At 38.3% G+C, this 24,866-nt stretch carries 18 protein-coding genes and 1 riboswitch; of the genes, 8 read left to right on the forward strand and 10 right to left on the reverse strand.

What is annotated here, in order from left to right; all coding sequences use genetic code 11:
- Window positions 1-471: 471 nt before the first annotated feature.
- Complete coding sequence (locus tag ACI3K6_RS07595) at window positions 472-1,353, reverse strand: LysR family transcriptional regulator (RefSeq protein ID WP_435554346.1); 882 nt, start codon at window positions 1,351-1,353, stop codon at window positions 472-474.
- 136 nt (window positions 1,354-1,489) lie between these two features.
- On the opposite strand from ACI3K6_RS07595, the gene ACI3K6_RS07600 reads away from it, so the two are divergent.
- On the forward strand, window positions 1,490-2,530 hold the full coding sequence (locus ACI3K6_RS07600; RefSeq protein ID WP_435554347.1) for a YeiH family protein: 1,041 nt from the start codon (window positions 1,490-1,492) through the stop codon (window positions 2,528-2,530).
- A 75-nt stretch (window positions 2,531-2,605) separates the two neighbouring features.
- Here ACI3K6_RS07600 and ACI3K6_RS07605 read toward each other — a convergent pair whose 3' ends face one another.
- The 3 genes from ACI3K6_RS07605 to mmuP all read right to left on the reverse strand — a co-directional run bounded on the left by ACI3K6_RS07605 (window position 2,606) and on the right by mmuP (window position 7,625).
- Window positions 2,606-5,020 carry an immune inhibitor A domain-containing protein gene (locus ACI3K6_RS07605; protein WP_435554348.1) on the reverse strand — a complete coding sequence of 805 codons (2,415 nt, stop codon included), beginning with the start codon at window positions 5,018-5,020 and terminating at the stop codon, window positions 2,606-2,608.
- Window positions 5,021-5,296: 276 nt separating this feature from the next.
- Window positions 5,297-6,241, reverse strand: a complete 945-nt coding sequence (gene mmuM / locus ACI3K6_RS07610) for a homocysteine S-methyltransferase (RefSeq protein WP_435554349.1) — start codon at window positions 6,239-6,241, stop codon at window positions 5,297-5,299.
- Window positions 6,216-7,625, reverse strand: a complete 1,410-nt coding sequence (gene mmuP / locus ACI3K6_RS07615) for an S-methylmethionine permease (protein ID WP_435554350.1) — start codon at window positions 7,623-7,625, stop codon at window positions 6,216-6,218. Before mmuP ends, mmuM begins: the two co-directional genes overlap by 26 nt.
- An 81-nt stretch (window positions 7,626-7,706) precedes the next feature.
- Window positions 7,707-7,811: riboswitch (SAM riboswitch) on the reverse strand.
- Between the two features lie 254 nt (window positions 7,812-8,065).
- Between mmuP and ACI3K6_RS07620 the strand changes: the two genes are divergently transcribed.
- Window positions 8,066-9,019, forward strand: coding sequence for an NAD(P)H-dependent flavin oxidoreductase (locus ACI3K6_RS07620; RefSeq protein WP_435554351.1), 954 nt, complete (start codon window positions 8,066-8,068; stop codon window positions 9,017-9,019).
- 313 nt (window positions 9,020-9,332) lie between these two features.
- Here ACI3K6_RS07620 and ACI3K6_RS07625 read toward each other — a convergent pair whose 3' ends face one another.
- Together ACI3K6_RS07625 and ACI3K6_RS07630 are read right to left on the reverse strand one after the other, a co-directional pair.
- Window positions 9,333-10,007: a uracil-DNA glycosylase gene (locus ACI3K6_RS07625; RefSeq protein WP_435554352.1), complete on the reverse strand. Its 675-nt coding sequence runs from the start codon at window positions 10,005-10,007 to the stop codon at window positions 9,333-9,335.
- Window positions 10,008-10,432: 425 nt separating this feature from the next.
- A complete protein-coding gene (locus ACI3K6_RS07630) occupies window positions 10,433-10,999 on the reverse strand; it encodes a YitT family protein (protein ID WP_435554353.1) in 567 nt (188 codons plus the stop codon).
- 389 nt (window positions 11,000-11,388) lie between these two features.
- Between ACI3K6_RS07630 and ACI3K6_RS07635 the strand changes: the two genes are divergently transcribed.
- The 4 genes from ACI3K6_RS07635 to ACI3K6_RS07650 are packed head-to-tail and all read left to right on the forward strand — an operon-like array spanning window position 11,389 to window position 14,902.
- Complete coding sequence (locus ACI3K6_RS07635) at window positions 11,389-12,087, forward strand: glycosyltransferase family 2 protein (protein ID WP_335476668.1); 699 nt, start codon at window positions 11,389-11,391, stop codon at window positions 12,085-12,087.
- 28 nt (window positions 12,088-12,115) lie between these two features.
- The gene (locus tag ACI3K6_RS07640) at window positions 12,116-12,496 is read left to right on the forward strand and encodes a DUF2304 domain-containing protein (RefSeq protein ID WP_335476667.1); all 381 of its coding nucleotides are present in this window, start codon (window positions 12,116-12,118) and stop codon (window positions 12,494-12,496) included.
- The gene (locus ACI3K6_RS07645; RefSeq protein ID WP_435554354.1) at window positions 12,493-12,840 is read left to right on the forward strand and encodes an EamA family transporter; all 348 of its coding nucleotides are present in this window, start codon (window positions 12,493-12,495) and stop codon (window positions 12,838-12,840) included. Before ACI3K6_RS07640 ends, ACI3K6_RS07645 begins: the two co-directional genes overlap by 4 nt.
- 40 nt (window positions 12,841-12,880) lie before the next feature.
- Complete coding sequence (locus ACI3K6_RS07650) at window positions 12,881-14,902, forward strand: DUF2142 domain-containing protein (protein ID WP_435554355.1); 2,022 nt, start codon at window positions 12,881-12,883, stop codon at window positions 14,900-14,902.
- 232 nt (window positions 14,903-15,134) lie between these two features.
- Here the strand turns inward: ACI3K6_RS07650 and ACI3K6_RS07655 are convergent, their stop codons facing one another.
- Window positions 15,135-17,267 carry an Ig-like domain-containing protein gene (locus ACI3K6_RS07655; protein ID WP_435554356.1) on the reverse strand — a complete coding sequence of 711 codons (2,133 nt, stop codon included), beginning with the start codon at window positions 17,265-17,267 and terminating at the stop codon, window positions 15,135-15,137.
- Window positions 17,268-17,938: 671 nt separating this feature from the next.
- Between ACI3K6_RS07655 and ACI3K6_RS07660 the strand changes: the two genes are divergently transcribed.
- A complete protein-coding gene (locus ACI3K6_RS07660; RefSeq protein ID WP_435554357.1) occupies window positions 17,939-20,014 on the forward strand; it encodes a sensor domain-containing protein in 2,076 nt (691 codons plus the stop codon).
- Window positions 20,015-20,459: 445 nt separating this feature from the next.
- Entirely contained in the window at window positions 20,460-20,951 is a 492-nt protein-coding gene (locus ACI3K6_RS07665) for a sigma-70 family RNA polymerase sigma factor (protein ID WP_435554358.1), read from the forward strand.
- Window positions 20,952-21,218: 267 nt separating this feature from the next.
- On the opposite strand, the gene ACI3K6_RS07670 is transcribed toward ACI3K6_RS07665, so the two are convergent.
- The 3 genes from ACI3K6_RS07670 to ACI3K6_RS07680 are packed head-to-tail and all read right to left on the reverse strand — an operon-like array spanning window position 21,219 to window position 24,798.
- On the reverse strand, window positions 21,219-22,664 hold the full coding sequence (locus ACI3K6_RS07670; RefSeq protein WP_435554359.1) for a zinc ribbon domain-containing protein: 1,446 nt from the start codon (window positions 22,662-22,664) through the stop codon (window positions 21,219-21,221).
- A gap of 16 nt (window positions 22,665-22,680) precedes the next feature.
- A complete protein-coding gene (locus ACI3K6_RS07675) occupies window positions 22,681-24,291 on the reverse strand; it encodes a zinc ribbon domain-containing protein (protein WP_435554360.1) in 1,611 nt (536 codons plus the stop codon).
- Between the two features lie 6 nt (window positions 24,292-24,297).
- Window positions 24,298-24,798, reverse strand: coding sequence for a zinc ribbon domain-containing protein (locus tag ACI3K6_RS07680; RefSeq protein ID WP_435554361.1), 501 nt, complete (start codon window positions 24,796-24,798; stop codon window positions 24,298-24,300).
- Window positions 24,799-24,866 lie beyond the last annotated feature (68 nt).

Raw genomic sequence — 24,866 nt, forward strand, 5'->3', positions numbered from 1 at the left:
CGGCTTCGGACTCTTCCTTGCTTTTTTCGCGCTGTCCTGTCCGAAGGTGCCTCGGCTTCGGACTCTTCCTTGCTTTTTTTACGCTGTCTTGTCCGAAGGTGCCTCAGCTTCGGACCCTTCCACTATTTTTTTGCGATGCCTTGTCCGAAGGTGCCTCAGCTTCGGACCCTTCCACTATTTTTTTGCGATGCCTTGTCCGAAGGTGCCTCAGCTTCGGACCCTTCCACTATTTTTTTGCGATGCCTTGTCCGAAGGTGCCTCGGCTTCGGACTCTTCCACTATTTTTTTGCGATGCCTTGTCTGAAGGTACCTCGACTTCGGACTCTTCCTTGCTTTTTTTTGCGCTGCCTTAAAAAAAAAAGAAACCATTCGTAAGTATGGTTTCCTAACCAGTGTGCAAATGCTGTGGCACTAGTTCTGTACCCAGTACACGTTTTTACTGATCCCTAATCTGATTTATTTCTGGGGTGTTCACTTCCCTTCACCTACCAATAATTCAACAAAAACCTCAGTGGCTTTTGTTTGGAATTTGACATTTGGGGTCACAAGTGAAAAATTCCTCATCATGGGAAACCCTTCGATTTCCAGTAACTTTAGCTTTCCCAGCTGCAATTCATTTTTAATAGCCGAGTGTGAGAGCAAAGAAATTCCTAAACCAGCTTCAATGGCTTCCTTAATCACTTGGGTACTGCCAAAGGTCATAACATTCTTGGGATAAAAATTCAATCGTTGGAAGCCCTTTTCCTGCATTTCTCTTGTCCCTGAACCCTCCTCACGAATGAGCCACGTCTCCTGGCTTAAATCAAAAGAGCTTATTTTGTCTTTGTTAAATAAAGAATGGCTCGGTGCTGCTATGATGGATAAATGATCATAGGCAAATGGCGTAATCTTTAGTTTCTCTGTTTTTAATTCTCCCTCTATGATCCCTACGTCAATTTGGTGATGTAAGACCAATTCTATAATTTCATTCGAATTCCTTATCATGATAGTTGGATTTAATTGCGGATACGTCTTAAGTAAGGCTGCAATTTTATGTGGGAGAATGTATTCGCCATAGGTATAGCTTGAGCCAATAGACAGGGTACCACTTGCTGTATGTTTTAGATCATCCAACAGATTTTCCATCCTGGTATAGAGACCTAGAATATTCTTTGCGTGATGATAAACAATTTCTCCTGCTTTATTAAGCCTGACAAACTTATTCGTTCTTTCTAATAATTTTATATTCAATGACTTCTCTAAGTTCTGTATATAACTGCTGACTGCCGGCTGTGTCATATGGAGAATTTCAGCAGCACGTGTGAAATTTTGTTGTTCTGCCACTGTAATAAAAACATGTAAGGCTTGGTCCATTTCGTCTCCTCCTTTATATTCAATAAGTTTTATAATAAACATTTACTTATCATCATCATTATAATAACTAATTTTACTTATTACTGTAAGAGGCATATGATGGACACAGGAAATCATCTTGAAGGGAAATCATAAAATGACGAATACAGTAGCTAAACATCATACGATAGGCAAGCAGCCGAGGTATTCTACAATAGAAAGTTGGCTTGGAGGAATTATTTTTACTTTTGTTATTGCATTGGCTGGTTTTGGATTGTCCAAACTGCCTGGTCTAGACCGTGTCGGGCAACTTGCCTGTGCCATTTTGATCGCAGTTGTTTATCGACAAATATGGGGATACCCGGAGCGACTGCGTACAGGGATTCAATTTTCTGCCAAAAGACTGTTAAGACTGGCAATTATTCTTTTTGGATTAAAACTAAATATCCATGTTGTTCTACATCAAGGATTGGGGTTACTTGTAAGAGATGTCGGAACCATTGTTTTTTCAATATTCCTTACCACATTCCTTGCAAAATTATTCAAAGCAGATTCTTCTTTATCCTTGCTACTTGGAATTGGAACAGGTGTCTGTGGTGCAGCAGCAATTGCCGCTGTTTCACCGATCTTGCAAGCAAAAGATGAAGATACCGCAATGGGGGCAGGGATCATTGCATTGGTTGGAACCATTTTCGCCACAGCCTATACCATTTTAAGGCCGTTTATCCCCTTAACTGCTCTACAATACGGTATTTGGTCGGGGGTAAGTTTACATGAAATTGCACACGTAGCTCTGGCCGGAGCACCAGCCGGACCAAATGCCCTCGCAATTGCTTTGTTAGCCAAACTAGGCCGTGTCTTCTTACTTGTTCCACTCAGTTTTATTCTTATGTATTGGATGAAACGTAGAGGAAATAGAGAATCTGATTCCGATACAAAAATTGAATTCCCCTGGTTTCTAATAGGATTCATGATTATGAGCCTGTTCGGAAGCTACGTCCTTGGCCATTCGATCACGATTTCAGCTAGTATCCTAAATGGAGTATCCTTCTTCACTTCTTTTATCTTGACGATGGCCATGATTGGATTAGGTTTAAATGTTAGTCTGAAAAACCTTCGCACGAAGGCGTTACGACCACTTCTGGCTATGTCGATTACTTCCATTCTTTTATCGGTCATCACCTATTTCACGATGTAACTGGGAGAAAATAAAAACCCCTTTTCCGAGGAAAAGGGGTTTTTAGCGTGGTATTGCAATCAAGCACGCGTAATTTTATTTGTGAATCCAAACGGCACCGGCAGAATTGTCTTTTGCTTCACCGATTACTTGGATTTTAAGCGGATACTGTGCTGGAACAATTCGTCCGGCATCAGGAATAACGGTGTTTGTGTATGTCTTCGTGGCATCGAACGTTTTTACGCCTGGAAGACCTTTGTAATCGTAAATTCCACGGACTGCATTTTCAATATACCATGCAGGTGTCTGGTCTAAGGAGAAGGCAGCATCGGCAATCTGGTATCTTGTGCTTTGCTTAATGGTTGGAGAACCGTCAGTAACGGATTTACCCATGATCGCTTCAGGATGGGAATCGACAACACCAAGGAAGCCTTCGCCCGGATGAACGCCCGTCCAGTTATCGGTAAACGTTTCATCGCCATACCAAACTACTAAACCAGTATTATATTTCACCCCACGGGAGTACTGTAATGCCGCATCAGATCCAGAATAGTTTCTCCACTCTAGATAATAATAATGTGGTTTCTTGATCCAGCCGTCAGATACTTCAAACCCGTTCAATGCTACTTTTGGTGTTCCCTCTGCATCATCGGAGAATGCAACATTGCCATCTACTGTTAATGACAAATTATCCATTGCAAAACCATCTGGAGCCAGTCCACCATCTGTTACGTATTCAAAAACAAGTTTTACTTTCTTACCGGCAAATTCGCTTAAGTCATAAGATTTATCTACCCATTGACCTTTAGTGGACTCAAAAGCGGAGTTTCCGCGTACTACATCCGATTCATCACCGATGACATCCACTACTTTCTGTGTACCGTCAGATGCAACAGCGGTTACATTTACGTAATCATAATTGGTTTCCACATCGTACAACGCCTTGTAAGCAAACGTTGCATGGCTTGCATTTGTTAAATCAAAGTTCGGGGTTTCCATTACAGTATGTAGGTCATCCCCTTTTGTACTGTAGTAGTACTTGGCCCCAAATTTAGGTGGTATTCCTGGAATTTGCTTTTCAGGAAGGTTTACTTTCACAATTCCAGGGTTCTTGGATTTGGTTACACTCTGATCAAGAACAGCTGCTAGACCGTTTTGATCAAGATCTTTATAATCTACTTCCGTAATATTTGCCCAGTTGCCGCCCAATACTTTTTGGAAAAACTCTTTGTTTTGCGGTGAAAAACTTGGTGGCTGGGTGCCGGCAATGTGTCCGTTCCAGCTGCCGCCGCTCATGATGGACCATGAGGCAACTGGCTCACCTTGACCGGTATACTGGGTATCATATTCGTCCGGAAGACCTAAATCATGGCCAAACTCGTGTGCAAATACGCCAACTGCTCCTTCTTCAGGCTCGATGGTGTAGTCGTACGCAGCCATTCTGCCTTCTTTCCAATAATCTACCGCCGCTTTTGTATTTGGTACGGAATAAACACCGCCTAGATCCCAGCGGTGAGACCAAATGGCATCGTCACCTAGTGCTCCGCCGCCAGCTTCTTGACCTACACCAGCATGAAGAACCATCAGATGATCAACCAAGCCGTCTGGCTCGTTAATATTTCCATCGCCATCAATGTCATAGATATCCAATTTATCATAATCAGCTAAATTGACCCCTTTTGCTACAGCCGCATTCAGGGCATCTTTTACTAGACCGCGAGGACCCTTGGTTCCCGGCTTGTTATCGTTGCCACCCTCTGGGGCATCGCTACCGTAATCAGCAGCATTCCCTGGAACCGTTAGCCAATCAGAAACGTTTCCTGTTACGGTATAGCTGCCGCCAGATTGCTCTTCGTAATATTGTTTAAATGTTTTTACCTTATCACCATTAAATAAGGTGAAATCTTCATTGCCAAACAGCATTTTTTGATAATGATCGCGATTGAAATCTTTGGCGTACATATATCCTGGTTCTTGCTCAATGTTGTTGTGTTTAAAGTCTGCATATTCTACTAGCAAAACTAGCACTTTATCCTCACGGACAGATCCGTTATACGAGGCCTGCTTGGCAGAGTCTACTTTCACTTCACCATTCGGCTTGCCCTTTTTGAAATTTTCGTGGCCTTTATTAAGCTGGGCAACCAGCTTGTCCTTTTGCTTGGTTAAAAAGTCTTTTGCCTTTTTGTCCATTTCCTGCTGCTCTTTTGTTAGGACTTTGTCGGACTTGCCCGGCTTTTCTCCCTGCTTCTTTTTAATGTAAGCGTTTACAGCCTTTGCGATTTCTTCACCGGATGCATCCTTTGAAATAAGTCCTCTTTTCTGTAGTGCTTTTGCCAGCCTGTCCTGGTCAATAATGTTCATGTCCATTGTGGCTGACTCTGCAGTATAAGCCGTCTTTGCTGCAACAGGGGAAATCTTTGGTACTGCAAAACAACTAGAAAATAGTGCCGATGTTGCCAAGGTTGTTGCCGCAATGCTGGAGAAAACCTTTAATTTTCCTCTCTTCTTCACGATTTAGCCTCCCTTTATCTCTATTAAAAAAATAGTACATGTAAAATTGTAATCTACCAATCTATTTATGTAAATATTTACAATAGTCTAAATTTTAGACAAAATACTACACCTATTTTGCCATTTTTTCACTCCTTTAAAATAAAAAAAGCCTTGCTATTCAAGGCTTTTGTTTCCTTTTCTGTAAAAATATCGGTCTTAATCAAACGTTTGATTAATTGAGATATACCTGTCAATTCTCGAAAAATGTCGATGAAATTAGACACATTCATGCTTTTAGTAGCGCCACTTTTTTGAAAGTTCTTCAATGTGATGGGGCGTTGTTCGGCAGCATCCTCCGATCAACCTTGCTCCTGCTCTGTACCATTCTTCGGATTGCAGTTCGAACCTTCCACATAATTCTTGGCCATGCCAAGTTTTTGTTACCGGATTATAGGTTTCTCCCGAATTTGGATATACCAGAATAGGCTTTTTCGTGTTCGTGCGCAACTCCTTAATGGCACTAGTAACATAGGTTACTGGTGCACAATTTATACCAATGGCAATGATTTGTTGGTCCTCGTCAAAATACTGTGCACACTCCGCAAGCTTAGTACCATCACTAATTTCTTTTTCATTTTTCAAAGAAAAGGATAGCCATGCATATACCTCCGGAAATTCTCGCAATAGGGACGATAACACTTTCGCCTCTTGTAAAGAAGGGATCGTTTCAAATGCTAATAAATCGGCTCCGGCTTCAATCAATGCTTCCATTCTAGGACGATGGAATTCTACTAATCTTTCATCTGTTACGCCGTAATTTCCTACATACTCTGAACCATCAGCTAGGTAAGCTCCATATGGTCCAACAGATGCAGCCACTAATGGCTTAGGCCGATTATGCTGCGCAGTTTCCTTCCAAAAATCATCTCTTGCCCTTCTTGCCAGCAGCACTGTTTGCTTCATTAATTCTAAAGCTTCCTTCTTTTCTATTCCACGAGCGGAAAAACCATCAATTGTTGCCTGATAACTTGCCGTAATGGCACAGTCCGCCCCGGCACGAAAATAATCAGAATGAACCTGATAAATCAATTCAGGATTTTCAAGTAACACACGTGCAGACCAAAGGGGATCATCCAAATTACATCCATGGGACTCCAGTTCTGTCGCTAAGGCTCCATCTAGAAGCATAATAGAATGTTGGGATAAAATGGTATCAATTGGGTTGATTTTGTTGGACATAATGGGCGCCTCTTTTCTTTAGATTTTGTGTAAGATAGTAGCTGCCGTAGCAGAGTAATATAAATGGAATACCACAATATAAGGCTATTCGTTGAGTTGGATCAAACGCAATTCCAATACAGGATGCAAGACACAAGATAAATGACAAAATTGGAACAAACGGATAAAGTGGCGTACGATAAACCAAGTCCTCTATTGAATTTCCTTCTTTTAAAAATTGTCTGCGAAATAGGTACTGGGAGGCACTAATACTCATCCATACAACCACCACAGCTAGACCGGAAATGGATACTAGCACAATGTATACAGTATCTGGTGCAACAATGCTAGAGAACAAAGATAAAACTCCGCCTAACATACTGAAAATAACGCCATTGATGGGAACACCCTGTTTAGTCATTTTGGCAAACATGGGTGAAATGGTCTTCTTATTAGCTAATGACCAAAGCATTCTTGAGGAAGCATACAGTCCTGAATTGGCAGCAGATAAAATGGCTGTTAAGATCACAAAGTTCATAATGTCGGCAGAGTAAGGCACCCCTATACGTTCTAGAACAGCAACAAACGGACTCTCTAATACGCCAGCATCGTTCATAGGCAGTAGCGCAGATAATACAATGATGGTTCCTACAAAAAAGAGGATCAATCTCCATAAAGTCGTGCGAATGGCCTTCGGGATTGTTTTTTGCGGATTCGCTGTTTCTCCAGCTGCAATCCCGATTAATTCCGTTCCTGAAAATGCAAAATTCACCGCAAGCATGGTTATGAGAATGGCAAAAGCACCATTAGGAAACAGGCCCCCTTTTACCAAATTTGAAAAGAAAGGTGCTGAGTTTGAATGGGACATGGGAAGAATGCCTACCATCGCCGCTACACCTAAAATAATAAAGACCACAATGGCGATGACCTTTATAGATGAGAACCAGAATTCAGTTTCAGCGAAAAATTTAACCGTTAATACATTAATGATAAAAATTAAAACGGCAAAAAAGGCACTCCAGATCCAAACATTGACCGATGGAAACCATCTTTGCATAAGCATTCCCGCAGCCGTAAATTCAGAACCTAAGGCAACCGTCCACGTTAACCAATACAACCAGGCGACCGTATATCCTGTTCCTGGTCCGATGTATTTAGCTGCAAAGGTATGAAAGGCACCCGTTTCAGGCATATGTACAGAAAGCTCTCCCAAACAAAGCATGACTAGATACACCACTAATGCACCAATCAGATAGGATAAGATCGTCCCAAACGGACCTGCCTGTTGAATCGTATAGCCCGAACTTAAAAATAATCCAGTTCCAATCACACCGCCAAGCGATAGCATGACAATATGACGCGTTTTCATTTCCCTTTGAAATTCTCTCCCATTGTTGTTTTCCATTCATACTCTCCTTTTTAGCTATCCAGAAAAAACAAAAAGCACTCAAAAATGAGTGCTTCACTGACAAATAGAAACGGACCGCTCTTATCTATCAGGTTAATCACCCGCTGGAATTAGCACAGTATCTTAAGCAGACCTGTTGCTGAGGTTTCATCGGGCCAGTCCCTCTACCTCTCTGGATAAGAAATATTTTTTTTATAACCTTATCAGTCATTTTTAGAATTGTCAATACGCTCAATATTTTCAGAAAATATTATTTAACATCAACAAATTGACCTCTCCCTGAAAACGTTAAATTTGAACATTATGTGGCAATTAGTAATTTATTTATAACTGTGAGGATGGACCATTACATTCATCACTATTTTTTAGACACCCTATTGTTTAAAGTGGTGGATATTAGGTTTACTTAAAAAACGTAATGAAATGGGGTTTTTTTCTTGAATTTTCCACAATTAAAAATAGGTCATATGATGCCAAAGGTACCAATCATGCAGGGTGGCATGGGTGTAGGAATCTCTTTAAGCGGACTTGCCTCTGCTGTTGCAAATGCTGGGGGCATTGGGATTATATCAGGAACTGGAATTTCCGTTGATGAAATGCGATCACATATAAGAAAAGCGAAGGAAAATATAAAGGATTCAGGCTATATAGGAGTAAACGTTCTTTTCGCTATGAATGACTTTGCTGAAAAAATGAAGGCAGCCATTGATGAAAAAGTTGATTTCATCATATCAGGCGCTGGAATTTCTAGAGATATGTATGCTTGGGGAAAAGAATCCGGTATTCCCGTTATTTCGATTGTATCTTCCGCAAAACTGGCTAGATTGTCAGAACGTCTTGGTGCTTCAGCCGTTGTGGTGGAAGGTCATGAGGCCGGCGGACACCTTGGTACAGATAGACCTTTGTTTGATATTTTGCCTGAAGTGGTGGAAGCTGTTACGATCCCGGTCATTGCTGCTGGGGGAATCATGACGGGGGAAGATGTTGCGAGAGCCCTACGCGCGGGAGCGTCTGGTGTACAGATCGGAACCAGATTCGTCGCTAGTGATGAATGTGATGCCCCATTAACGTTTAAAGAAAAATATGTACAAGCCAAAAAGGAAGATACCATTTTGGTCAAAACAACGGTTGGTCTCCAGGGGCGTGCCATTAAAAACCATTTTATTGATCTTATTTCAGATGACAAAAAGGTGAAAATCAAAAAGTGCATGGATTGCTTGAAAAATTGTTCTTATCGTTTCTGTACGCTTGATTCTTTGATCACATCGATGAATGGAGATTGCGAGAATGGTCTAGTTTTTGCCGGAGCCAGAGTCCATGAAATCAAAGAAATCCTACCAGTTCAAACAATCATCAACAATATTATGAGCGAATTTAAAGCTTGTGTATAAATGGAAAGGTACCTGCCCACTATCACGGTCAGGTACCTTTTTTTAAAAGGCTATGTTAAAGAATACGGTTGATTTTAAACCCTGTTGATTGGAGCGGAAGGCACGAAGACTCCTCGAAAATGCTACCGTATTTCCTTCGTGCGTGGGCGAATTCTAGGTAGAAAATCAATGTCCTGTGGGAGTACGGTTCTGGACAGACCCCGCAGGCGCAAGCGCCGAGGAGACTCGCCGAAACGCCCACGGAAAGCGAAGTGCCTGGAGTGGAAATCAACATACAAGTTTAAAGAGCCTTTTAAAAAATAACGAAATCCCTCTATAAATCAGGAATTTGCCAATCAATTTCCTCCAACCCTATTTCCCGCAGAATCGCATTTGTTCTGGAAAACGGTCGGCTGCCAAAGAACCCCCTATTGGCAGAAAAAGGACTTGGGTGCGGAGATTTGATGATGTAATGATGCGGTGAGGTAATCAACTGTTCTTTTTGTTGCGCAAAATTCCCCCAAAGGATAAACACAACCGGTGTTTCCCGCTGATTTAAGGTTTCAATCACTTTGTCCGTAAATAGGTCCCACCCAAGGTCTTTATGAGAATTCGGTGTCCCTGCACGCACCGTTAATGTCGCATTCAACATCAGTACGCCTTGCTCGGCCCATTTTACAAGGAACCCATTATTCGGGATCGTGCACCCCAAATCCGCTTTCAGTTCTTTATAAATATTTTGCAATGATGGCGGAATACCCACGCCTGGTTTAACAGAAAAGCTTAATCCATGTGCCTGTCCCGGGCCATGATACGGATCTTGTCCGATAATGACCACCTTCGTCTGATGAAACGGAGTAAGATGCAAGGCATTAAATATATCGTATTGCTCCGGATAGATCACTCTCGTTTGATACTCTTCTTTTAAAATTCCCCTTAGCCGTTGATAATACGGCTTTTCAAACTCTCCTTCCAACAAAGGAGACCAATCATTTTTTAAAATGGCCATTTCTATTTCACACTCGATTCCAAAGTTGTTAAACTACTATTATTATAATGAGTGGTGAACGGGGGTATCAATCATAAGATTTTCTTCGCTAATTCTTACTGGGATTACTAAGGTCAACAAAATTGATTTTATATACAATAAAACTAGTCGCAATATTATGTATCATATGGTCCCAAATATAATGAAAATCTTTGCATGTAAAAAGCCTTTATGGCAAATTGCGTTTTGAAAGACAAAAGACTTGTTACTAACCATGTCAGTGTCCTTCATCAAGCTTATGAAGGACAGTTTTCATTTCTAATAGAAGCCTGATGTCTTTCATCCCAGCTATGATGGACAATACCATTATTAAAAATGAGGTACTTGTCTTTCATCCATTTAAAGTCTACTGAGCCTTTAAAGGCTTTTGGAACTCACATGGCCTTCTATCTCCCCTCAATCATAGAGGTGGTCACCCCACCAACAACGATCACGACACAAGAATAAAAAATTCGATCCAAATTCAACACAGAAAGACCTGCTAATACAATCAACCCATCGATGAAGATAATAATCCATGCGATATTCAACGAAAGAGATTTTGAAATCATTTTAGCCAGCAGATCCGTCCCTCCTGAGCTTGTCTTGTAATACAGCATGAGCCCAACACCTATCCCAATGACCATTCCCCCAATGATAGCACTTGTTAGCGGAGAAATCAGAAATTGGTAACGAAGAGGTGCGAGAACATCAATAAATATGGACGATAAAAACAAACCAAATAAACTACTTAAGAAATAGGTTTTTTCATTCTTTGAGGCTAATAAACAAATAGGCAGGCTCAGTCCCACCATTGCAAAACCCGTCGGAACCTTCAAAAAGTAATGTAGGATCAAAGCCAGCCCCAAAATTCCGCCGTCAATAAAATGATGCGGGATCAAAAAACCATTAACCCCTATACCCAAAAGAAAACTGCCAACTACCGTCGCCATTATTTGCTGATAAATACCCATCACCTTTGTCCAAGTTTTTTAGTTTATAATATGACAGCAACTTGGAATTAAGAATGGTTTTAAGTATGTGGATGTCGGCCCCCTACCAACTCCTGAGTGTCCACCACAAAAGGACAATTGTCCACGAACGGTGCCTGTCACCCAAATGTTTTCACCCAAACCCAACCCATATCCACCCAATCTGATTTGTTTCAAATAGTCATATATTGATATCTTTTACTATTTTAAAAATGTGAACAATTTGTGAACTATATGTCGATAATTTGAAGAATAGTATCGTTATGTTATAATTTTAAAGTGTTTAATTTTTATTTCCATATTTTTACACAAAGTTTCATCTGCGGATTAAATAGAGATAGATTACTATTTTAAAAGGGAGTTATTTTGTCATGAAGGTTCTGGCCATTGTTCCTGCTTTTAATGAGGGCGCCAATATTCATCGTTTAGCTGAACTTTTCAGTAACATAAAGAACGTAGATGTAATTGTTATTAATGATTGCTCGACCGATAATACTTCAGAAATGTGTCGGGATTTCGGATTCAACGTCATAGATCTTCCTTCCAATCTAGGGATTGGCGGGGCTGTGCAAACAGGATATAAGTACGCTGAAAAGCATGGGTATGATATTGCGATTCAGGTAGATGGAGATGGACAGCATAATCCTTTGTATATTCAATCCCTAATCGATCCACTTATAAAAGGTGAAGCTGACCTTATCATTGGATCCCGGTACTTAGAGAAAGCGGGCTTTCAATCTTCGTTTATGAGAAGAATTGGCATCAACTATTTCAGCCGCTTAATTTATTTTTTACAAAAAAAGAAAATTACCGACCCTACTTCAGGATTTAGAGCTTGCAATCGCCGAGTCATCACGTTATTTAGTAACCGGTATCCATCGGACTATCCCGAACCTGAATCCATCGTTTATCTATTGCGGAATAATTATTCCATTAAAGAAGTTCCCGTCGTGATGAATGAACGCGAGGGCGGAGAGTCCAGTATAAACTTTATACGATCAATTTATTACATGATTAAAGTTTCCCTAGCCATCATTATTGATAATTTAAGAAAAATTGGGCTGACGTAGGCCACTAGAATCTTTTTAGGTGAGAATTATGATTACTACACAACTGCAAATCATTTTATTTATTGCTTCTATCATTACATTCATTATCATTGTTAATATGATTAGAAAGTATCGTCTAGAATTACGATATTCATTAATTTGGTTATTTTTTTGTGTTGTGAATATCTTGTTAGCATCATTTTCGAAAATTGCCGAATTTATTGCTTCCACACTTAGTATTGTGGAGCCTGTAAATGCCATTTTCCTGTTATCATTTGTTTTTCAATTCTTTCTTATTTTTAGTCTGACCTTAACCATATCCAAGTTATCAAATAAATTAACTCATGTGGTCCAGGAGGTTGGTATTTTAAAAAAGGAAATTGAAAAAATGCAGGCAAATGAAACTATGGACGGAAGGTTACATACATGAAATACATACTTATTTTAGCTAATATTCTTTGTTTGGTATTGGGTCAGACTTCTTGGAAGATTGGACTTGAAAACTTGCATCTGCACGGAAATATCATTCAAAAGTTCTTCCAATTCTTTTTTTCGCCGTTTATTTTAGCAGGCTTTGTTCTTTATATCGCTGCAACAGGCATTTGGATGTATCTACTCTCTAAGCTGCCACTAAGCTTTTTGTATCCATTACAAAGTTTGGCCTATGTGTTTGCTATATTTATTGCCCTTTTTTTATTTAAAGAGAGTATTCCTGTTACAAGATGGGTTGGAACAGGTGTGATTCTATTTGGGGTCTATCTCATCACCCGTTAAATCATGGCAAAATCTCTAGTAAAGGAGCATCTCTACTAGCATGGCAGGTTACAAACAATGGATTCAGTCAGAAATCAAAGATTACTGGCTGCCATGGCTGATAATCACTATTGTTTTTTTCTTTTCTTCTTTATACATCTATGAAAATAGAGGTATTTTTATCCACGAACGTGAATCTGAGCACCTTGTAGTCAATCAACAAAGAAACGATATGACTCTTGGAGAATTAACTGGGAATATGAAGTTATCCCAGTCATTTCGTGTGGAAGAAAATACATTTTCACGGGTTCAATTACAGTTCGGAACCTACGGCAGGAAAAATCACGGAACTCTCCTTTTTACGTTAAAGGAACAAAAAAGCGGAAAAATGATTTCCAGACAGAAGTTAAGTCTTTCCAAGCTTCCGGATGTCAAAAACTTTTATATAGACTTTCCACCGGTTCATCAAGCAAAAGGGAAAGGTTATATCGTAAGTCTTGAGGGACATCACTTACAGAGCGGGAATACGGTTACCCTTTGGAGGAGTGCAAAAGACTCTTATAAGAATGGAAGTCTCACCATAAACGGGAAAAAGCAACCGGGGGATTTGTTTTTTAAAGTCCTGAAAGTAGAGAATAAGCCCCTACTTAGTAAAACAGCCTTTGTTTTAGTGGGGGTAGCATTACTTCTGCTCTTTTTAGGATCCGTTGTCCTAATCAGGAAATGTTCAGATCATTTACATAAGGTATTTCTGATTATTGCGATCCCGTTTGGTCTTATCATTACATTGATCATTCCTCCTTTCGATCAATTTGACGAAATTGAACATTACTTTCGTTCCTTTGAAGTGTCCGAAGGGAAATTTACCAATCAGACGGTTGATCAAAGACTAGGAAACTATATACCCATTAGCCTCGTTGATACGGTACAGGATGTCCGATTTATTCATCAGGATGGCTTTAAATATGAACTTGTGAGGCAGGAGTTTGCTAAAAAGCTGGACTCCGACCACAGGATTTTCACGCGGAATTATGCCAGTTCCTACCCTCCATTAATTTATTTTCCCCAGGCATTGGGGATGATGTTGGGCAGGCTGATCTTCGATTCACCATTAGCGATGATGTATCTCGGTCGATTATTTAATTTAATCGCCTATATCTCAATTGTCTATATGGCTTTAAAAATAGTTCCGGTAAAACGAAAACTATTCTTTACTTTGGCGTTAATCCCGGCGCCACTGATCCTAGCAGCTTCCCTGTCTGCAGATGGAATAACCGATGCAACTGCTTTACTATTTGTTGCCTATATTCTTCACTTAGCCTATGGGAAGGTAAATCAAATAAACAGGAAGCATATAGCTACTGCCATTTTAATTGGGCTGTTTATAGCCTTATCAAAAATTGTATACATTCCGATACTCTTTTTATTTTTAATTATCCCTACTTCAAAGTTTTCGAGTAAAAAAGAGTATATAAAAAAATTCGCCTACTTGTTTATAGGCTGTATGATTCCATTTGTCATTTGGAATTTGATGAATTTGAAAAACATGTCTGTACCTGACCTAAGAATTAATCCTGGAGTTTCACCAGGTGATCAAGTAAAATTTGTCCTAACTCATCCGCTATATTACGTTAAGTACTTTATTGATACCTTATATAGTGAAGGGAATACGCTAGTCATTTCGATGCTGGGAAAAGCCACATCAAATTATCTATACCAGGCACCTTCTATTGTAATTTTCTCGTATCTCTTTATGCTCCTATTATTCGGAATCATAAAGGAAGAGACGGAGATTTCAATCCCAGTACGAAATATAGACCGCTTTATTTTTCTAGGTATTTTCTCAATAGTCTTTCTCCTAATCTATACGGCTCTTTATGTAGGCTTTAGTCCCGTGGGAGCACCTATAATAGGCGGGGTTCAAGGAAGATACATGATTCCAATTGCAGCACTCTTTTTCTTAAGTCTTTCTTATCCGAAGATTGTGAGTAAAGATGGAAAGCTGGGATTCCTGATTTACACTATTGTGCAGTGTTCAATGTTTACGTTGTTGCTTCATTATTTAGTTGATATTAATAGTTAACCTGAACGGTTACCATAGATTTGAGATTAAACTGATTCAGGACGTGGTCTACACACACTTTTAATTTTTGGCAATGTTATCTTATAAAAATTAAAAATGGTACCAGTTGGTAGGACACTCGAAAAAAGAGTGTTCAGCCTATACTGGTACCATTTTTTGATGTCCCATTCTAGAGATGTCCTCTTAGCATCCGTGTAAAAGCAAATCTTTTAAGATGATTACCGACATTTAGTTATCTTACAATAATGACCCTTGCAGGACTTGTATTTCCCGCGGCATCTGTTGCTGTGACGAGTATTTTTGTTCCAGTCTTTTGTTTGGCAATTGTTACTTTAAAATAGCCTTTAGAATTTGCTTTAGCTAGATATTTCTTTGAGCCAATTGATACGGTTATAGTTGATCCTGCTTCGGCCGTTCCTGTAACAAAGGTTGACTGGTTCGTGACAGCTTGCACAACCGGCATTTTTGGTGGTGTTATATCTGTAACGACTACCCTACAGCTTGCCTGCTTTTTTCCATCCTCTGTGGTAACGGTTATGACGGCGGTACCCACCTTTTTAGCCATTACTTTTCCTCTAAAATTAACTGTGGCAACAGCTGAATTACTACTGGACCAGAACACTTTTTGATTTGTTGAAGTGGTTGGGAGTATATTAGCTTTTAACTGATGCTGTTCACCGGTATTCAATGTAAGCTTTGTTTCTGCAAGCTTAATACCAGTAACAAAAATTGGATTAGGATCGATTCTTAAAATAGAACCGCCAATCACACCGTATAATTCATTTCCAATCCAGTAATTTTTTAAGTTTAAATTCTTATTTTTTACACCAATTGTATACAATCTTATTGGTGTACTGGCTTCTCTATTAATAAAATAGTACCCATTCCCGGGATCTGAATAAAGCCCATAGGCTTTTACAATGACATCTCCATTTGCACTAAGAGATTCTAGTGATACATTTAACCCAAAATGAGTCAGCTGCTTTGATACTCCGTTTTTCCATAAGAAGATTTGGCTTGTTCCGTTTATGGATTTCGAATATACCACATAGCCATTATTAACGGCCAAAGGCATTGAATCTACATCAATAGTTTTTTCTATCCCATCCTTATTTAAAATTAATTTACTGTTGTAACTTCCAGACGGTTGATCACCATATACTGTAATGTTCCCATCTGAAAACACATTTGTATAGGAAACATGTTCACTAGATGAAAGCTTGATCATGTTACCATCCGAATATCGATAAACCGCTCCTGATGATACAAAAATGACCTCTCCGTTAGCGGTGACATCAATCACCATTCCATCTTTACGTACCAATTGTGCATTCCCAGTCTCTAAATTTAGTAAATAGATTTCTCTTCCGGAAAAATCTTCCGAATTTGAACTTGGTTTTAAATCCCCGTTCCATATTGCATAATTTCCTTCAACCTTTAAAGGGCTATTCAAAAGCTCTCTACCAATATAAATAAGATTACTATTTTTATATACAAACAAACTGTTGTAATAAGAACTATATAATGCGAGTAGTACCCCTTGAGGAGTTATATATCCTTTAAGCCTTCCTGCATATGCAAAAATCGTTGTCTCACTTGCTGTCTGCAGATCTTTTAATTTTATTTCATTATTTGTGGTTTTATATAGTATTTTATTATCCTTAAAATCTAGTATTACACCACTTACTTGATATTTTTTGTTTAAATAACTACTGGGATCAGCATACAATGTTTTCGTTATGGAAACTGTCCCTCCTGTCTCATTAGTTGCAACAAATGTTATGGAGGTACTCCTATTCATCATTTTTGTAAGATCAAGGTACATTACGGTATCAATTTTATTAACGGCATCCATTTGCTGTCCATCGGGTGCCGTTATTTTAATAGTGCATTTTTCACCGGCTAAATCAGAGGCTTCTGCCTTGATTCTTATAAAACTATTTGTAAAACTGAAATCTTGCGGTGTATAAATGGTGAGCTTTGGTTGTTTCGTATATGTAAATGTAGTTTTATTTGTGGCATTATTCCCATACACATCAGTGGCCTTTACTTCAAGAGTTTTCGCTCCTCTTTTTAACCCAGCCAGATTTATTTTTCCTTCCCATTCACTATTAGTACGTGTAAGGGTAACTTCCCTTCCTTCAACTCGGGCCGTTACTGCACTAATTTGATAAAGAGATGTTATATTTGAAATTTTTATAGATAATTCATCATTATACTCAATTGAGTTTAATGTAGGTGATAAAATACGAAAAGAAATTTTTGACTTTGTAGTTTCTGCTTTTGTTACTTCTTGGGTATTGAAAAAAACAATAATTGAAACTAGCAAGAATAAAAACGAGATCCTGATCAACGGCTTCCTCATGGTTCTCTCCACCTTAAGTTTTTTACCCAAATTATACCATATTTTTCATCATTCTATTTTTTTCTGGCGATTTCTCCCACTTTTCGACGCTTTCAAAATTCCAACGGCAAATCATGATTATAAATCATTATCTATACTGAATATCCACTTGGAAGTTTTCACCTGATAATATCATTGGTCCTAATTGTAAATGGAGGAATGACAACGCAAAAATGCTTAATAGTCTCCTATATTTAGCTCATGCCTTTGCCTCCTGCTATTGTCTTAATACCTTGTTTAAAATACAAAAAATAAAAAAGCCCTTGTTAGGCTTTTGGTTAAAAATGATTTTTCACCTTTCCGCATCTGATACACGTTCCAGAAAAATAGTCATACTTATGGTATTTTCGAAAAAAACAAATAATAGATTTGATTTTCAATTGAGGTAACCCCCCTTATTTTTCCACTTTTACTTTATAATGATTGTATTGTATCTTATAAAGAACAAAAAGCGAAAGATGTCGAATATTCCTAAAAAATTTTCGACAAATTCTACTAATACTTCTATCTATAAAAAATATAATTATGTATGACAAAATATCAACATCCTCCATTTTTTACTATTCAATTAGAAAATTTTACCCGATAATATTATTGGTCCTAATTGTAAAGGAAGGAATGAATATACAAAAATGTTTAATAGCCTCCAAGATCCGGCGCTATTGGAAGATATATATAAATCTCTTTTTGAACAGAATCCGGATCCAAGTTTTGCTGTTGATTTGAACGGTCATTTTATACTTTTGAATGAAGCCACCTTAGACGTAACTGGTTATTCAAGGGACGAGCTGCTTCAGCGATCATTTCTCTCTATTCTAAACGAAGATTCGATAAGTACGGCTAAATCCCAATTGACGGAATCTTTAAACGGCCAGCAAAAAAGTTATCAAGTATCCATCAGACATAAGAATAAGCATCTCATCGAATTACAAATAATCACCATTCCCATTCATTTTATGAATCAACTGGCTGGCATTGTAGGATTTGCAAAAGAGGTTACGGACAATAATAAAACCAAGCAGCATTCAGTATTTAACCAAAGCAGCTTGCAAAATATCATTAATAGTATTGATGTATGTTTATGGTCAATAGATATTCAGAGCAAACAGATTTTACACATGTCACAAGCTTGTGAAAAAATCTATGGTTATACTCCAAAGGACTATTTGGAGAACCCTTTTCTTTGGAAACAGAACATCCATCCTCACGATCAAGCCTTGGTGGAGAAAATGGATAAACTTTTATTAGGTGGAGATTCAATCAAATTCGAATACCGAATTATTGATTCAAAGGGAGACATGAAATGGATTCACGAACTAACCATTCCTGTCATCAATGATTCTGGAGAAGTAGAGCGTGTGGATGGTGTCACTACCGATATCAGTCAACGAAAACGGGCTGAAGAGCAATTGCATTTTATGGCCTTTTACGACTCTTTAACCAAATTACCCAATAAGAGAATGCTGCAATCAAAACTGAAAGATGCCATAGCCAAGGTAAAGAAAACGAAAAAGAAAATAGCTGTTTTGCATATTGATCTTGATCATTTTAAGCTGGTAAATGAAACACTTGGATTTAAAAATGGTGATGAACTTATTCAAACGATTGCCAAGAGGATCAGACGGGGATTGAGCCAAAGTGATTTTGTCTCCAGACATGGTGCAGACGAATTTAATGTCCTGCTTAAAAATATTACCGATCTCTCCCAAGTTGAAATCGTAGCAAAAAATATTCTGCAAAACATTGCGAATCCCTTCTATATCCATGGCCGTGAATATCCCATTACAGCAAGTATAGGAATCAGCATCTACTCTGAACACTCAAGAAAACCGGATCATCTCTTAAAACAAGCGGCAACTGCCATGTATCAAGCGAAAAGAGAAGGAATTAATCATTATAAATTTTATCAAGAAGGTATGACCGAAAGTTTAACAAGGCTAGTGGAATTAGGCCATGGTCTTGTCAATGCCATCAATAAAAGTGAACTTCAACTGTACTATCAACCGATTATGAATACACAAAAAGGGAGGATTACAGGATTTGAAGCGTTAATTCGCTGGTTCCATCCATCCATGGGCTTCATTTCACCTGCGGAGTTTATCCCCATTGCGGAACAAACGGGACAAATCATCCCTATCGGTGAGTGGGTTCTGAGAACAGCCTGTTTACACGGTAAACAAATTCATGAGAGCGGCTACCCTGAAACGTATATTTCCGTCAACGTCTCTGCACCTCAGTTCGAAACTAATGAATTTATCACCAAATTGACCGAGATTCTTAATGAAACAAACTTTAATCCGCATTGCTTAAAAATAGAAATTACCGAAAGCATCATGATGAAAAACATGGAGGCCATAGCTCAAAAACTATTAAAATTAGAAGAAATGGGAATCGAAGTCCTTCTCGATGACTTTGGAACCGGCTACTCATCTTTAAGTTATCTGAAAAGACTTCCGATTAAAGTCTTAAAAATAGATCAATCATTCGTGCAAGATATCTATACCAATCCTGACCAAGAAGCCATTGTGAGAACGATTGTGGCCATGGCAAACAGCCTAAGAATGGATGTAATTGCCGAGGGAGTAGAGCAAAAAAATCAGAAGGAATTTTTACATAACCTTGGTTGTTTTCGCCAGCAAGGGTATCTATATAGCAGACCTGTTCCTTTTGAGGACGTTTTAGAAATTATAGGACCTGTTACTACTTAATTGTCAATATTCTATTGACCAGTAATAGGAATAAGAAAAACTCGGCTTATTGTCGAGTTTTTCTTATTTTTTTATAAACTAGTTAACTACAATATCCTTGAACCTATTGATGTTCCGACAGAAATGTACCGATGTCCCTTTCGTCCTATCCCACCTTTGCTGGCAAACAGTTCGTCTTAATTCTAGTATCCATATAGCCGAAGACAATTGATATCCCCCATTCATTTGAATAGAAGTATTATAAAATTTATCACTTTGATAGTAAAAGGGCAATTCGTGCATTTTTTGGCGAGAAAAATGATTTTTGTAGCCAAAAAACGTTATTTTTGCATTAAATAGCGGCAAAAAAGCGATTTAAGGAAATTCGCCTGAATCGTTCGTTCGCGATATGGTGGAGTCACCTAGGAATACTTGGAAAAGCGCGCTTTCCTGAAAGGGAACACCTTTGGAAAGTTTTGAACAGCTAGCAAAACAGTATGAACCAATGATTCATAAGATCATCAACACATTAAACATATTTAATCGTCGGGATGAATTCTATCAGCACGGGCTTGTGGCCTTATGGGAAGCGAGTAATTCGTTTAATTCCGAGAAAGGAACCTTTACAAACTACGCCTATACCTTTATCCGAGGCCGTATGCTTACTGAGTTGAATAACCTTTATAAGGATCTTGAAAACACCATATGTCCAAAAGAGGAATATTGGGAAACCATTGAGGATACCTGCCCCGTCTGCCCTTTTGAAAAAGAGATTCTATTAACCTATTGCGAAACCATGACACCAAAGCAAAGGCTGTGGGTACTGCAACGATTCATAAATGGTTACTCAGACAAAGAGATAGCGGAGATTGAGAACGTTTCGATCTCGGCTGTGAAGAACTGGCGAATGGGAGCAAAAGAGAAGGTTAGGGAATGGATGAAGTCCGATGTGAATTGATTTTTAATGAAAAAATTGATTAGTATCATATAAGATTCAATTATTTTAAATGAGATGCAAAAAAGCCTAAAATCAACAAGTTTGAAAAAAATCTTATTGATTTTAGGCTTAATTACCTGTTTATTTAAGAATCATTCATTTTTGTAGTTTATATACTGCATATTCCATCAGACAAATTCCAAAGTAGACTTAATAAAGAAGGAGTATATCTACCATAAGAAATAACTACACTCCATTTTTGTTTACATTAGAAGGTTTTAATAGAAATCATTCATAATCAGCATCAGATTCAAGCGCAACTGACTTTACTGGTTTGGTATTTTCCAAAGAAAGTTCCCTTAGACCAAAATCAGTTGCTTCAAGATTATATGTTGATTCAAAAATTGTATTTTTGCCAGGGGCATCCTCATAATAAATATTGTATTCTTCTCTTGTTTTAACAGTAAATCCTTTTTCCGTTGTCGTTACATCGAGGATTTCGAGATTTAATAACTCCTCAGTGATTCCTTCTTCCTCTAAATGAGAAATGTATTTTTCTGTCGCGGAATAGCCTGATCCTTGTGGCGCAAGATAGGAAGAAACAAGACTGAAGTCTCTGTTATTAAATGCACGTACTGAAGCGGCAATAAACTCTTCCATGAAATTGTGCATTTGCTCATTCGGTGTCGAATCGGATCCGTACATAGCCAAGGCTTCCATATTACGTTCTTTTTGCTCAGCTCGTTGCTTTTCCTCGGCAAGTTCCTTAAATTCCAGATCTATTTCACCTTCATCTTCAATTTTAACAACATTACTTTTTATCAAACCACCATCACGATCGAGAACTGCATACATCTCCATCGTTCCATTCGTTGGGATAGGACCAAATTCTTTTTCCGTACCAGTTTTGAACCCCGTCTTTTTCCCATTTACATAAACATCTGCATGATCACCGTTTGAATAGATAGTAATAAATTTACCTTTAAGATAAATGGATACTCTTACTTTGTTATTACTAGCTTCTGAATAATCAACGTCTGTCTTTGAGTTTAAGGTTGTATATTCTCCCTTATATACGCTATTAAGCGTAAGATTCCCAGGTAATACCTTTCCTAGAGTGACAGCTTCATCAGCTTCTTTAATCATTTTTGTCTGCTTGTTAAATGTTACTTTTGTATGATCCAAATTACTACTTGCAGAAATAGTAAACGGATATGCCTTTACAAAATACTGATCATATAAAAAGAACTTTTTCGGACCTTTTACGAGCACCACTAGTTTATTTCCATAATCATCAGTAATGGGGTGGATCCGTTTATAATGCTTGGTACCTGCCGCATCCTGACGAAGTTGTTTTACGGTTGCTTTAAAATCATTCTTTTTTGTTAAATAGGATACAAAACCTTTTAGCTCCGAATCCGTTAAACTGGTTTCCGTCCCACCCTGTTCCAAAATTTTGTGCAATGAAGCATAATCTTTGTCTTTCACTGCATCTTCAAATCGCAGCACTGCTTTTTCAGGCTTATACTGATTGGATAGGTAAAGATGTGCAGAAAACAGACCAACTACTACTACCAATATAGAAATAATTCCCCATTTTACCGGTGCTGAAAGAGTCACTGTTTTTTTCCCAACCGCTCTTGTCTGGGGCTCAATATCATTTTTTGTACCACAATGCTTACAAAATGCTTGTTGCGGAGTAAGCGGTTGTCCGCAATTTCGACAAACTGACATTTTATTTTCTACTCCTTCAACCTTTTTCTGTAAATTTATGAATCCACGTACCTAAGTAGGCAAATACAAATGAAAATAGCAAACTCTTCATAAAAGTACCTGCCGCTCCAAAACCGAGGTTCATTTCCATGTTCGTTGATTCCCCCATAGCATGTGAGGAAACAACAAATCCGATGTCTGTAAAAGCAGCCAATATCATCATAATGATAGAATAGACAACACTGAATACAATTAAGTTTTTCACCATTTGATCACGCTTGGCAATTTTAAATCCTGCCCAAAGGAATAACGCAATAGGAATAATGAGTGCAATTTTTAGATATAAATCAAAGTCTGCTGAAGAAATCAAACTATCAAATGCAAGAATATCTGAATCATCTTTTGCCTCTCCAGTTGCAATCAAGCCTGAGAATACTCCATATGCTAGGGAACCTTTTTCACCTTCCTCATTCACCAATAAAGTAAGCGGTGAAAAGTGAAGTAGATTCCAGAAGAAGCTTCCCAACTGTACGGATAAAGATGCAATCAAAGCATAGCTTTTATCCAGTAGTTGCTCTAACGGTGTGCCATTTAACCAGTCTCCTAATCCTTCCTTAAAATCTGCTAATTTACTTGAAAGATAAATAAATAGGCCAACTGTGAAAATAAAGATTGCTCTAAATGGAATAACAATTGCCTGATGGATCGCTTCTCCGGAAGGAAGCCATTCTGCCAAATGCCCGGTTGCCTTTCGAAAATTAATAGAAAATAGACTTCCAATAAAGCTAAAGAAAAAGCCGAACAATAAGGTCATGAATAGGGTCTTAAAAAAGGAATAATCATTATCCATTGACAAAGATACTTTGCTGATATTTATATCATAAGAAAATCCAGCAAATAATGAGAAGATAGACATAACAACTGCATATATAACACCGATGCCAAGTGCATTAGAAAGATGGCTGTTTATTCCAGAATTTTTATTTTTGCGACCTGCATAAATCCCCGCACCAAATAGACCAAGGAACGGTATGAGTAAATAAATAATAAACCCATTTTTAGCTTCCACCTCTGCCGTCACTTTTCCAAATATATTACCGTTTAGGGTTATGACAGGGTTTTGCAGATTAGACATCATGACTATATCAGAAAAACCATAGATTTTATTAAGGTCTGGCAAGTCTGAGTCAGTGTATCCTTCAATCTCTTCAATCATGCTGTTAACATCAAACTCACTAAGACTATTACTTACAAGGCTATCGTAAAGCTTTTCAGATTGTTTCATAACAGAAAAGCTTAATAGAAATACTACTAAAATCGCTAGAAGACCCGGCAGTAACATTTTCTTAAAGAATTCAATATTAATAGCAGGCAGCTTCACTGCACCACCCTTTGCCACTGAACCAAATTCCTTTGGTAGACTTTGCTTCCCTTCGGAGCTTTTTAGGGTTATGTACTGGGAGGTATTGTATCCACATTCTATACAGTAGTTATAACTTCCCTCTGTTTTGGAACCACAACTTGAGCAAAAGCTTACTTTATGGTCTTTCATACGAAATTTTACGTTAGTATTTGTTAAGAGGGTCCCATCATTAACACAATAACTGGCTGATGGATGATTCTCTGCGCCACAACTTTTACAATACATTTCAGCCTATACCCCCTGCAAGACAAGACGACTTCCACAGCAGGCACAAAAATTAGCATCAGCTGGTATTTGTTCCTCACATGTCGGACATGTCCCCATATTTACTTGATTAGTTAATTCTGAGTAGGTTTCCTGCTTTTGTCCGCAAGAACCACAGAATTTATCATCGGGAGTGATTGAATTTCCGCAATTAGAACATGTCCCTTCTTTTGATGTTTGATTAAGCTGTTCTAACGTTTTTTGAGAGGTAAAAATCTTGCGGTCTACCTCAGTAATTTCTTGGAAATATTCACCAAGAGTTTGATCCTGTAACTCACCAGAACGAATTTTTCTATATGTATCTTCACCCAGCTTCAGCATTAAATTGGCTCTTGCTTCAGAAAGGTCATTAAGCACTTTTTTGTATTGGCTGATTTCTTGTGCTGTCTGAAGTTTTTGTTTCCCCTGCTGCAGGGAATCTTGGAGTATATTAAGACCGCCTCCAAGTTTTGATTGTAAATCACTCATGTTGTTTCCCCCTAAAATGTAACTATTTTACTAAAACAAATTTACCATAAAAATTCAATAAATCGAGA

The sequence above is a fragment of the Neobacillus solisequens genome (assembly GCF_051233465.1).
Taxonomy (GTDB): domain Bacteria; phylum Bacillota; class Bacilli; order Bacillales; family Cytobacillaceae; genus Neobacillus.